Below are 12,951 nucleotides of genomic sequence, written 5' to 3'. Positions count from 1 at the left end.
AGATGAACAAATATCTATATTCCTTTAATTGTGATAGCACCGAAAGGGAGTTGTGCACGCTCGAATCGAGATACATTTTTAATAAGGAAGAAAAGAACAAGCTGCTTTTTTCCGATATAAAAGTAGATCCTTCAAGCAGTGCTTTCATTAAAAACAGACTTGACATTATTTCCTATTCTGAAGATTACCCGACTTTACTAAATGAAATCGAAAAAGAATATATACGCGTTGAAGGTTTCAAAATTGAATATTTAGTTGTTGACGGTGATACAACTGAGTATACTGACAGGCTAAATAAGTTAAGAGATATTGGCTACCGCATTGAAGGTGTTCATGATTATTACAACCCAACAATAACTTATGCTTTGTGTTGTTACGAGGACATTTGGTATTTTGGTGTTTCGGTTAAAAACAACATAGCCTGGCACAAACACAAGCAAAAACCATGCTCGTTCAGCAACTCAATAGGTGTAAATATTGCCAAAGCTCTTGTTAATATTGCTGCAAAGGCAAACAAAGAGAAAAAGCTGCTGGATGCATGTTGTGGTGTTGGCACAATCATGTTAGAAGCCTGTTTTGCAGGAAATAACATTGAGGGCTGCGACATCAACGGGAAGACATGTAAGAATGCCCGAAAAAATCTTTCTCATTTCAACTATACTGCAAATGTTTATCATTCGGACATTAAAGACATTAGCAAAAGGTATGAGGCTGCCATTATCGATCTGCCCTATAATTTGTTCACCAATGCAACAGATACTGATATCTTACACATTATTGAGTCGACAGCAGAAATCACAGACCGGCTTGTTATCGTATCTACCTCGGATATTACAAAGGTAATCAGCAGCACAGGATTCAGAATATCAGATTATTGCAGCGTTAGTAAAAGCAGAAAGGGAAATTTCGCCCGAAAAATATGGGTTTGTGAAAAGAATTAAGAGGATAAAGCTCCTGCGCAGAGTGCAAGCTTCGTTAAAATAAAAAGAGGATGTCCGAAAAGTAAAGTTTCACTTAGAAACATCATGTTGAGCAAAGTCGAAACATCTGTTATTCAAATTTACAGATTCTTCGTCCCGATTCTTCGGGATCAGAATGACAATAAAATTGAACTTTTCGGACACCCTCTTTCTTATGCTTTAGTTTTTGCTACAATCCAAAAAAGCTTGTGAATACTTTACGGATGTACACATTGTCTTTAACGCCACCCGTTTCGCGAACCGAGTGCATAGCAAACATGGGATTTCCGATGTCTACTGTGCGGATATCTACCTGACCGGTTGAAACGTTGCCAAGAGTGCTGCCTCCCACTAAATCGGAACGGTTCACAAACTTTTGGTAAGGAACTTCGGCATTCTTGCACAAGGTTTCGAATACGGTTCCCGAATCGCCGTCGGTAGTATATTTTTGGTTGGCGTGAATCTTAATTACCGGTCCTTTGTTGATGTACGGACGGTTGGTTGGATCGTGCTTTTCCGTACCATTTGGATGTACGGCATGAGCCATATCTGCCGAAATCATGAAAGAATTATAAACTGCCCGGTGAAAGGCTTCCATGTCTTTCCCCAATTTAAAAACAATGCGCTGCAGCAAATGACGCAACACCGGCGATCCTGCTCCCTGCTTGGTTAAACTACCCACTTCTTCGTTGTCGAAAATAGCCAGCATTCGCGTTTTCTTCGATTCGCCTGAGGCCAATAACGCTTTTAATCCGGCATGCGACATGGCCAAATCGTCTAGTTTGGGTGCAGAAATAAACTCCTCATTCAGACCCAGAATACAGCCTTTTTCCACTTCGAATAAATTAATATCAAAATCGATAATGGCTTCTGCATCAATCTTCAACTCCTCAGCCATCAGGTTTACCAAACAATTGTCCTTTTCCATTTCATCGGTGATCATGGCCAGCAATGGAAGCATGTCCTTTTGTTTGTTTAATGCACCACCTTCGTTCACCTCACGATTCATGTGAATGGCCAAATTCGGAATCACCATCAAGGGGCGGTCAATCTTCACATACAAATGCTCCGGATTCAACGGATCGTTTGATTTTACAGATACTCTGCCGGCAATGGAAAGCGGACGATCCATCCAGGTTCGTAAAATCGGGCCGCCATATACTTCTGTATTCAGCTTCAGATAATTTCCTTCTACTGCTATCTCCGGATTTGGTTTGATTTTAAATCCGGGCGCATCAGAGTGGGCACAGATCAATTGGAAACCTTCTTCTTCAATTTCCCCCTTACCAATTACAAAAGCAAAAAGAGCCGAACCATTTTTTGTTGTAAAGTACTTCCCTCCTTTTTCAAGAGTCCATTCTTCACGAAGATCCAATTCCTGAAATCCTGCTTCGTTTAATTCTTCACGGATATTATTTACTGCATGGTAAGTACTCGGGCTTTCATGAATAAAATCAATCAGTTCCTGTGCTTGTTGTTTGTCAAGGTTCATAAGTGTTTTTTTTATTTTGTGTTTTCTATTTCTGAGTCTCAAAACTACATTATTTTTAAGAATTAGGAATTATAAATGATGAGTTATTAATGCACTTACATGTATACTTAAATTCATAATTTCTCATTCATAACTCATAATTCCCGTCATAATTTCTTCAATAATATTATATTTGTTACCATTCAAAAAAAACTAAGCCAAATCAACCCATGACAAGCGACTCGATACTGGAACTTTACAAGCATCAATTTGCCGTTATTTCACTGGAAACTACCGGTATTTCACCTCAACACGGCGATCATTTAATCGAACTGGCCATTCAAACTGTAAATTGGAACGGCGAGCTTCTCGATAGTTACGAAACATTAGTTCACCCTGGAAAAGATATTGAAGGCTTCCAGATTCATGGCATTACGGATGAAATGGTAAAAAATGCACCTTCCATTTCGGAAATTGCACCAGATATTTTATCCCGTTTAAACGGCAAAACACTGGTTGCGCATGACCTCGATTTTGCCATCCGTTTTCTAAAACCTGCATTAAATGGAGAACTTGCTGATTTTAAAGGCATCTGCACCCTAAAATTGGCTAATTTGGTTGCTCCTGAATCCGGCTTGCGCCGCCTGGAACAGCTATGTACTTATTACGACATCGATTTATCTGCACGGCATACCGCTAAGGCTGATTCATTGGCAACAGCAAAGCTTTTCTCTATTCTTAAAAACCTGTACAACCAGCAATTTGAAATAGAGGATTTTGTAAAAGATTTTCTATATGTTAATACTATTGAAGATTGTCCAAAAGAACGGAACATGTTTATTAAGCGCAAAGAGGCAAGAAACATTGCAAACATTCAAAAAACACGACTTTACGACTTATTAAACCGATTGACATCCAATGCCGGAGATTCGGTGCCTGTACGTCAATATTTAAACGTTCTGGACCGTGCTCTTGCCGATCGTATTCTTAGCGAAAGAGAAATCGTTTCACTGGTTGAATTGGCTTCGGATTACAAGCTATCCAAAGATCAGGTTATGGAAATTCATGAGGAATATTTGCGAAAGTTAATTCGCATTTACCTGCTCGATGAGATTTTGACCAATTCTGAAATGGAAGATATAAATCTGGTTTCTGAATTGCTGTGCATTCTGCCAAAAGATCTGAAATTGTTGATAGAATATGAACGGACTAAGATCCAAATCACTACTCCGGGCGTTCAAAAGCAGCTAAAATCATTAAAAGGAAAAAGTGTTTGTTTCTCTGGTCATTTAAATTGCAAAATAAACGGACAACGTATCGATCGGGAATTGGCTCAGCAACTGGTAAAAGAGCGTGGTTTGATCTTAAAACGGGTAGTTTCCAAAAATGTTGATTACCTGATTACCGCTCAGGTGGATTCTTTCTCGGCAAAAGGCCGCAAGAACCGAAAAGCCATGGAATATCATGTAAATGTAATGGATGAAAAGATTTTTTGGGAGATGATTGGAGTGGCTGTGGATAATGAATAAATAAAAATGAACAATTACTAAAATATGAAGGTGCGATTAATCACGCCTTTTTTTATACTACAAAAGAGGCAAATTAAACGCACCCTTTCGCCTGTCGGCACTTTCCCTTAAAAGGGAAAGATTCAATAATTAAGCAGATTTTCATAAAATAAGTTCAAAAGTATGATTCTCCCTTTTCAGGGGAGATGTCCGAAGGACAGAGGGGTGAGTTCTGTGAATACTTATAGATTCCAAATAGTATTTTGACAGGTTGAACAAACGCTGTCAGGTCTTTTCTGAAAAAGCTTCTTCTTTTTCCTTTTGAAAGGCTAAGGATTCCAATGCCTCTTTTAGTGCAGATCCGGCAAATACCAAAGGATACATATCCTCGAAATACCAAAGGGAGGCAAAATAAAGTCCAATAGGTGTGGCTTTAATTTCTGATAAATCTTTGGGTAAGTTTTGCTGCAGCCAATTAATTCCCTTGCTTATTTGCGGCCAGTTATCTGTACCACTCAAGGCTCTAATTGCCAGCGAAGTTTCTTCAATTGTTGAGATCAGAGAAGTATTTCCGCCCCATCCACCATCCTCATTCTGAGTTGAAAGAAGAAAATCAGCTGCTTTAATTTTCACTTCACCTGATCCAAATATACATACTGATTCAATGCAGGTTAAGGAATACAAAACAATGGAAGTTCCATACACAGGATTGTGATGTTTCGCATCATCTTCGTTCCCAAACCACAGTGGCAGCCAGGAACCATCCACTTGTTGTGTTGACTTTATATACCGCCAGGCTTTTCTGAAACAGGCGTGAATTTTTGCTCTTACTTCCGGATCCATTTCCTTGTTCCAAAAACTAATTGCTTTCATGGCATGAGCCGTAATATCAGGACAAGAGCAATCAAATGGCAATTTTCCCCAGCCTTTGCAGAATGTAGGCATTCCGCCATCCGAATTTTGCAATTTCAGCAGCCAGTTTATTCCCTCTTCAACCACTTTCTTTGGAATCTCCTGAAACCCTTTCAGTCGATGTAAGGCAACCAGTACCCCCGAAGTATCATCCACATCCGGCACTCCCCCTTGCAGGTGTGTCCAGGCCCAACCGCCAGGTTCTGCTTTGGTAAAGGGATGTACTGCTTTCAATTGCTGATCGAGGAAACAGCTTACAGTCTTTTCTATTTCAGGCAAGCTTGCTAAATTGTCGTCATCCAATGCATTTACCGACAAGGAAGTCACCCAGGTGGCTAAATGTGTATCAATCGGCCAGCTTCCATCCTCCCGAATCGATTTATCAAGGAAATTAGCAGCTTTAGAGCAAACCTCAAGCGCTTTCTCTCCCGATCCAACCAAACTCATGAGAACGAATCCCGATAGCGGTGCGGCCTCTAAAAAGCCTCCGTTATCAGGTTGTTTTTCTGCCAGGACCTTCAACACCTTTGCTTTTACCGATTTATTTAAAGTCGCAATGGGTTTGCTTGCTTTGGTATTTACTGACTTCACCAATCCAATAGCTATCAAAGCCGGAATGGCATAACTTACTACAGAAAGGTTCAGCAATTTGAACAGTCGATCGGGAAAAACCGCCATCTGAAAAGGCAGTTGCGGCACCAAATCCCAGCCTTTTTCTCCCAGTTTGCCGGATAATGCACACATGGCCAAAATAGGAACTGAAAAGGTCTGATCTTTCTGATAATGATTGAGAATAGCGGTACTTATTGATTCCGGATCCAGTTTTTTCAATCGATCAGTCAGCCAATTTTCAGCATTGTGAATGCAATCTGCATAAGTAGGATCATTTTTCACAATGGCAAAACAAGCCCAGGTTAAAAGTGTTGTGCTCAAGTTACTTTTGCTTCGAATGGTATCTCCCCATCCGCCATCCAAATTGGAATTGTTCGCCAACCAGTGTAATCCTTTTTGGATATGGAAGTTGTATTTCTTTGGATCGTACTTCCACAATGCAAATACCGCAATTGCCGTTGACAGCGCACTGCTTGACAATCTGCCATCCCAGAATCCCTTCTCATTCCGAAGAGAAATGATGTAAGCATCCAATTTTTGTTTTAGGGATTGTATGTTGTCGTAGTTTGGCGTCATTTTTTAAATAAATATCAAGTAATAAGAATCTCTTCAAATTCAGCAGATTCCTCGGGACGGCTGTAAAACCCATAACTTATAATTCCTAACTCATAACTCATAACTCATAACTCATAACTCATAAGTGCATCATCCTGAACAAAGTGAAGAATCTCTCCCTACTCAACAGATCCCCCGGTTCCCCGGGATGACAATGAAATCCGCAACTCATAACTCATAACTCATAACTCATAACCCATAACTTAAGAAAGTACTCCTAAACCCAAAAGCGCATAGTAGGTATATTCCACATCACAGGTCATATCCGCAATACTGCCAAAGAAGCCACCGGACTCATCCCAGTGCAGATTGATGAAATTTACGGAATTTTCAGCATAATCCTGCATATTTTCTCCCGTTACCTGCAAAGCAAGAAGCGCTGTTGAAGTAGACAACAGATCAGCAAGAGGAACACCTTCTGCGGCTTTGAATCCCCCGCGTTTGGTTAGCACTTGTTTCAGCCATTCCTTTGTTTTCACCATTTCTTCCAACCCACTGTTTGAACACATGATCAGTCCTGCCGCAGTTGACGAAGTAACACCGTCAATGCTGTTCTCTTCATTGGCAAATGATCCGTTTTCAGCTCTTAATGATGTATTTGCATCTGTAATCTCATCCAAAACGTCCTGCTCGGTTTGCAAATCCTGATAAAGTGTCCACATCAGATAATTTGCGTAAATGGTAGATTTGGATGCACCTTTTTTGTTGTGATTGTATCCGTTGTCGCTTGCTATATATTCCTCCAACTCCCATAACAATGCAGAGCAATTAATTCTCAATGATTTCACTACTTTTCCAAGAATTAGATCTTTAGCAAAACTAATGCTAAGGAATTTAGAAGCAGACAATCTGGATTTTTGCCGCAAATCAATCAGATGCAGCAAGAAATCGCATCGAACAAAACAAATTGAATGTACAAAATCAAGTTTCCCTTCCTGTTTTATCCTTTTTAGAAATTTTCGTTCTTCCAAAACATCCAGTTTAACATCTAAAATCAGAGCCAGAGTATAGCCAAACACCGAATAGTATAAATCAGCATTTCCTGCCCGATCCATAAATCCTCCTTCTTTGTATTGTTGAGAAACTAAAAAGAATTTAATTTGATTTAATGCCTCTTCGCTAAGTACTTCCGTTGCTTTTAAAAGTGCTTCGAGTATGAATTGATTGCAGTTTATATTTTTCTTCAAAATGATATGAATTGTATATTTATAATCTTTTTTTAGCCCCTAAATCCCCTAAAGGGGACTTTTAAAAATACAACTTGTAAAAGTCAGTCGCCCCCCAGGGGGTTGGGGGTTTATGAATTTTCAGGAACAATTCGATTCACCAGCCGTGTCAATAATATTTTCAATGTTGGATTAATTAATGATCGTAAGGCTTTCAAAGCATTTCGCTTGTAAATATTCAGCATTTCTTCAGCCTCCTTCATTGCCTGTTTGGTCTCCGGCCATTGTAAAAACTCTGTAGTGATGCTTTCATCCCCATTCTTTGTTCGCTCGAACCATTCCTGCATCTTTTCCGGATGCTTTTGGTTCAAAAGAGTTGAAACCAAAGATGGCTGAACGGTATTAAATCCACTGACAATCCTTTTTTGCTTGAAATCATCCAAATCATCATTAATTTGATATGCGATACCCAAAGCCTTGCTATACTCCGATATGATATTTAAAACAGCTTCATCAGCATCTGCTAAAATTGCGCCAAATTGCAGTGCCACCTCAAATGCGGGAGATGTTTTGTTGCTAAAAATACGCAGGATCTCTTCCTTTGTAAGTAATCTCTCATTGTTTCTCCACAAGAGCTCCTCACCTTGTCCAAGCGACAAATCCCGATGTCCGTAAGCGGCAATTTTCAATAATTTTCGAATGTGTTTTGCCTCCGATTCAGCGATTAACTGATAACCAAAGCCTAACAATAAATCTCCCACATTTAAGGCAACAGGAATATTATATTCTTTATGAAGAGCTGGTTTTCCATATCTCTCATCATCTTCATCAGCAATATCATCATGAATCAAGGAAGCTTTGTGAAAACATTCTATGGAAACAGCCAATTTTTTAATCGTTTCGTCATATTCACAGTTCTCTCCGCTTAAAGCATCGAAAACCGCAAGCATGATAATCGGCCGCCAGCGTTTTCCATCAGTCTCCATCCAACGAACTGCAATATCCACAGTATCATCATCCTGTCCAAAAAGAGACTTTAATTGAGCCATTGAAAACCAATCTTTTACTACTGATTTTATGGAATCCAGATCAATCCATCCTTTCCAATTTGTTTCACTGCGCATAGAAAGCACTTCATCCAACCAGATTTTATCCACTTTAGAATCCTTACAATCATTATTATACAAAGGAATTGCAAGGGATGGAACAGCCTCTTTTACTGCCAAAGGAAACGAACGTTCAAAGGAATGCAGGCAACCTACACCAATCACACATTCTACCTGACCTGAAGATAAAAGTAAACTTGCCGAAGTAGTTCCTTCAGTAACAATGGTGTGATAGGCCAATTCATCAGCCTGAGAAATGATTTCAGCCAAATCGCAGCGACCGCATTGCTCACAAAGCAATCCGAGTTCATCGTACTTTGCCGGGCATTGAGTAGAATGACTAATGCACTTAGGCAATAAAAGAATTCTGCGGTTAAAAGGAATTCCGGCAACAATATGACTCCATGCATAATTGTTAATCATCACAGCCAAAAGTTTTTGATACAAAAACAACTCGGGATGCTTGCTGATCAATTCACCGGAATGAAAAATGACTTCCTCTTCCTGCAAAGGCGGTATCAATTCGCATTCGGCAGCGTAATCTCTGATCAAATCACGAATCTGCTTCAACTTTTCAGGATGCTGAGGCAAATCGTTTCCGAAGCTTATATTTGGCTGGTTGTTTCTTACAATCATTTTTTACAATTAACAGTGATCAGTTAACAATTAGCAAGGTTTAGAACCTCATCTTAAATCTCTCTCCTAAAGCTACTCTTTATACCCAAATATTTACTTTCCCAGGCAATAGTTTGATTATAAACCTAAGCACCCTTCTGTTCTTCGAACATCTCCCCTTAAAATGGGAGAATCGTTCACAAACAGAATCTTCCCTTCTTGAGGGGAAGTGCCGACAGGCAAAAGGGTGTTAATTCCTGATATTATCCTTTTATACTTCTTGTTGGTTGAAAAAAATCAAGAGCAACAAGATTTGTATAAAGAGTAGCTCCTAAAGGAGAAGTACTTTAAAAACTGCAATATTTTTAATTCGTAATTATTAATTCCTAATTCTCCTATCCGTATGCTCCAAAGCCAAAGAAAGAATGCTTTTTGGCAAAGCGATAAACCCAACTTTTCTCTGGAATTTCTTTTCCTGGTATGTGATGACCTGCACAAGGCTTCATTTTATTTAATTCTTTAAATGAGGCATTCCTTTTCGATGAATCATAAGCACTTACATCTTTTAAGATCGTATACAATTCCTGTGGATTATCTAATAAAATACATCCTTGAGTACACTCGTTGATGCCTTTTCGCAAGCCTGCAATGAATTTTGAATTCTCGATGATATTGGCAATATCAGAGCCATCGCCAACTGTTTCGCCTGCAAATTGAATTGGCGGACAAAATTCGATATCCCCATAAGGGTTGATGTGATGCGACAAGCCCAAAGCTCCGGGACATATGGCTTGTCCTTTCTCGTCCCAGTATGTATCGATAATCATTAAAGGAGCTTTCACCCGGATATCAACCATAAATTGCCGCAATTCCAAAATCTCTTCCTCAGATAAAGCCAAATCGGTATTTGGACGTTCACCTACAGGACGATAAATGTAAAACCACAGGTAGTGAATTCCTTTTTTGATGCAGGAATTCACAAATTCCTCGTTCACCAAATCCTTAAAATTGGACTTGCATACGCTTGTAGCAACACCAGTGAACAATTTATTCTTGGTAGAAGCCTCAATTCCATGCATGGTTCTGCCATATACATTATTGGCTCCTCTTCGGATATCACTCACATCCTGCAGACCTTCCACACTAATCAGCGGCGATACATTGCCAAGTTTTCGAAGCTTTTGCGCCACTTCATCCGTCAGCAAAGTCCCATTGGTGAACATCTGAAAATAACAATCGGGATGTTGTTCAATTACCTCCATTAAATGAGGATACATCAAGGGTTCACCTCCCAATAAGCCAAAGAAGTAAGACCCTTTCTTTTTACTGGAAACAATGATATTATTCAAAGTTTCCATATCCATTCCCTTGGATTGATTGTTGATTGTTACCCAACAGCCCTGACAATTTAGATTGCAATTATCAGTAATCGAAATCATCATAAAAGCAGGATACAACTCACCGTTTTTCAGACGTTTCTTGTGTTTCGAAACCGCTTTCATCCCCTTCCAGCCCAAATTATAGCCAAGTTTCCAAAGCAATCGGGCATCCACCTGTTTTAGTATTCTTGTTCCGAGAGAAAATATCATTTTTTTAGTAATTAGTACTGAGTAGTTAGTATTTAGTACTGAGTAAATAGTAATTAGTACACAGTAATTAGTACACAGTAATTAGTACACAGTAATTAGTACACAGTAATTAGTACAATGTAATTAGTATTACTTGAAACTCATTTCAAGCTAAAGACTAGTTACCAATAACTAACTACTAGTTACTTTTTTTTTAACAACAGCTCGAGTTTGAATCACCATCTTTGCAATCGCAGTTACTTTCCGAATCATCCTTACAATTGCAGTCACAGTCACATTTCTCAGCTTTCTTTTCTTCTTCTTTTTTATCAGCTCCGCTGCAGCAAGCCCGGCGCTCCTCTTCAGCCATCTTAAACTGATCTTTTTTCAGTAAGGAAACCTGAAAATTCTTTCTGCGAGCACTTAAAACAGAATAAACATCATCGTTCTGAATTTGTTCCAAAATATCTGTCTTTTCATTTTCGGTACCATCACCTTCACCACCATCTATTGGACTTTCGGCGTGCTTTGGGAAAATAATTGCATTCTGAGGACAAACACGGGCACAGGCAGGACACATGTCCTTACAATTCGCCGAAGCTGAAACCACAACAGTTCCGTCATCCTCAACAGAATAAACACTAAACAAACAAAAGTTCAGGCATTTGCGGCATCCGTTGCAACGCTCGTAATCAATTACCGGATACCAAGGCTTCCAGGAATCAGAATATTTAATTTTTAAAGGTGCTCCGGTGTTCGATTCCAATGCAGAAATAAGCTCATCCCTACCTTCTTCCTCCACATGATGATATTCTGTGCCATTCCCATCTGCTTTTCGTCCTGAGTTGTCCACTAAATGTTGCATCGCACGAGTCTGACAACCAAAAACAATAGCATCTTTTGCATTGTACAAACTTTCCAAATCATCCGGATTCTTCAAAATTGTACCACACATGTCCTCAATATAGGTATAAGCTATATTCTTATCTTCCAGAGTGCTGATCAACTTCTGAACCGAAGCTTTTTCGATCTTTCCATCCTTCTCGCACCCGCAAATAAATATTTGTTTGCTCATTTTTTTAGTATTTAGTACATCGTAAGTTAGTACACAGCTCTTAGTTTACTAATCACTAATAGCTGGTTACTAATTACCTTTTTATTGATTCTCCCAGTCAATTATTTAATTCTTAATTGCCTTAATATCATATGCCAGCAGAGCATCTCCATGACGGATGTATAAAACACCGTTGTTGATTACCGGCTGAGCAAAATGCTCTTTGGTTCCTTTGGTCACTTTAAATTTACTTACCAACTCCATACTTTCAGGTGTTACCTTTACCAAGCCAACCTGACCTCTTTCGTTGTAACAGTACAACATTCCATCGGCAGCAATAGTTGATCCACGACCAAAACTTAATGTATCCCGAGTCTCTCCGGTCTCAGCATCAACACTCTTCCAAACCTTCTTGCGATGACCTGATGCGATGATTTTGCCATTTAATTTTACAGCACCCCCCATAATATTGTCTAAATCTTTATTTCTCCACACTTCCGTGATTTGACTTCCGTCTTCAGAAACTTTCATTTTTACGGTTCCATTACCACATCCGGTAACGTAATACAGGTAACCATCTTCAAAAATTGGTGTGTTTCCATTGATATCGCAAAGCGTATCCTGCAGTTCTGTCCACAATAGTTTTCCTGTTTGCGATTCGATACCCATTAAAGCATTGTCTGAGAAAGTTACCAAAACTTTTCGAGATGGAAATTCCAGTAATAATGGAGAACAATAAGCAGAAATCTCACCAACTCCCGGGTTAGTCCAAACCATTTCGCCGGTAAATCTATTTAAGGCAATAATATTGTTTTCGGCTCCGCCAGGTGCAGCAAACACCAAATCGCCATCTACCAATAAAGATTGAGAATATCCAAAACGAGTGTTCTTACCTTCATATTTTTCCAGCATATTCACTTTCCACTTCAATTCACCGGAATTGGCATCAATACAGGCAATATCGCCCATTCCTGAGGCAACATATACCAAATCATCAACCACAGTTGGAGCTGAACGACTTCCAATAAAGTTTTCCATCCAATCTGTTCCAAATTCAGTTTCCCAAAGTATATTTCCCTGCAAATCAAGAGATATCAGGTAAGCAAGGCTATCAATTTCACCATTTAAATACATTGTATTTTCACAAATTACCGGTGAGCCATAGCCATTGCCAACACTATCAATAGCCCAAAGCAAACTTGGACCATCAGCGGGCCATTCTTTCAATAAATTGGTTTCATTATAAATACCGGAACGGTTCTCACCTCTCCATTCGCTCACTTTTTTCTGTTTGGCGTTACAAGCAAACAAGAGTACGGCAATAATTAGGATGCTTAAATTTTTCATGTGTTTATAATTTTAAGT

At 39.3% G+C, this 12,951-nt stretch carries 9 protein-coding genes; 2 read left to right on the top strand and 7 right to left on the bottom strand.

Going from position 1 to position 12,951, the window contains the following annotated elements; all coding sequences use genetic code 11:
- Positions 1-2 precede the first annotated feature (2 nt).
- Entirely contained in the window at positions 3-941 is a 939-nt protein-coding gene (locus ACHZAX_RS08310; RefSeq protein WP_320018757.1) for a TRM11 family SAM-dependent methyltransferase, read from the top strand.
- Between the two features lie 208 nt (positions 942-1,149).
- Here ACHZAX_RS08310 and ACHZAX_RS08305 read toward each other — a convergent pair whose 3' ends face one another.
- Positions 1,150-2,451 (bottom strand): M18 family aminopeptidase, encoded by a 1,302-nt coding sequence (locus ACHZAX_RS08305; RefSeq protein WP_320018756.1) that lies wholly within the window; start codon positions 2,449-2,451, stop codon positions 1,150-1,152.
- Between the two features lie 209 nt (positions 2,452-2,660).
- Here ACHZAX_RS08305 and ACHZAX_RS08300 point away from each other — a divergent pair, with 209 nt between their 5' ends.
- On the top strand, positions 2,661-3,959 hold the full coding sequence (locus tag ACHZAX_RS08300; RefSeq protein WP_320018755.1) for an exonuclease domain-containing protein: 1,299 nt from the start codon (positions 2,661-2,663) through the stop codon (positions 3,957-3,959).
- Between the two features lie 264 nt (positions 3,960-4,223).
- Here ACHZAX_RS08300 and ACHZAX_RS08295 read toward each other — a convergent pair whose 3' ends face one another.
- The 6 genes from ACHZAX_RS08295 to ACHZAX_RS08270 all read right to left on the bottom strand — a co-directional run bounded on the left by ACHZAX_RS08295 (position 4,224) and on the right by ACHZAX_RS08270 (position 12,933).
- On the bottom strand, positions 4,224-6,038 hold the full coding sequence (locus ACHZAX_RS08295; RefSeq protein WP_320018754.1) for a prenyltransferase/squalene oxidase repeat-containing protein: 1,815 nt from the start codon (positions 6,036-6,038) through the stop codon (positions 4,224-4,226).
- 242 nt (positions 6,039-6,280) lie between these two features.
- Positions 6,281-7,264, bottom strand: a complete 984-nt coding sequence (locus ACHZAX_RS08290) for a prenyltransferase/squalene oxidase repeat-containing protein (protein WP_320018753.1) — start codon at positions 7,262-7,264, stop codon at positions 6,281-6,283.
- 110 nt (positions 7,265-7,374) lie between these two features.
- Entirely contained in the window at positions 7,375-8,985 is a 1,611-nt protein-coding gene (locus ACHZAX_RS08285) for a polyprenyl synthetase family protein (RefSeq protein ID WP_320018752.1), read from the bottom strand.
- Positions 8,986-9,359: 374 nt separating this feature from the next.
- Positions 9,360-10,553, bottom strand: coding sequence for a radical SAM protein (locus ACHZAX_RS08280; RefSeq protein ID WP_320018751.1), 1,194 nt, complete (start codon positions 10,551-10,553; stop codon positions 9,360-9,362).
- Between the two features lie 193 nt (positions 10,554-10,746).
- A complete protein-coding gene (locus ACHZAX_RS08275; protein WP_320018750.1) occupies positions 10,747-11,607 on the bottom strand; it encodes an ATP-binding protein in 861 nt (286 codons plus the stop codon).
- Between the two features lie 105 nt (positions 11,608-11,712).
- On the bottom strand, positions 11,713-12,933 hold the full coding sequence (locus ACHZAX_RS08270) for a PQQ-binding-like beta-propeller repeat protein (RefSeq protein WP_320018749.1): 1,221 nt from the start codon (positions 12,931-12,933) through the stop codon (positions 11,713-11,715).
- Positions 12,934-12,951 lie beyond the last annotated feature (18 nt).

Origin of the sequence: Labilibaculum manganireducens (assembly GCF_963665805.2) — a bacterium.
GTDB classification, from domain to species: Bacteria; Bacteroidota; Bacteroidia; order Bacteroidales; family Marinifilaceae; genus Labilibaculum; species Labilibaculum manganireducens.
Note: the sequence above shows the minus strand (reverse complement) of the source record. Positions and strands in the feature narration are given on the sequence as shown.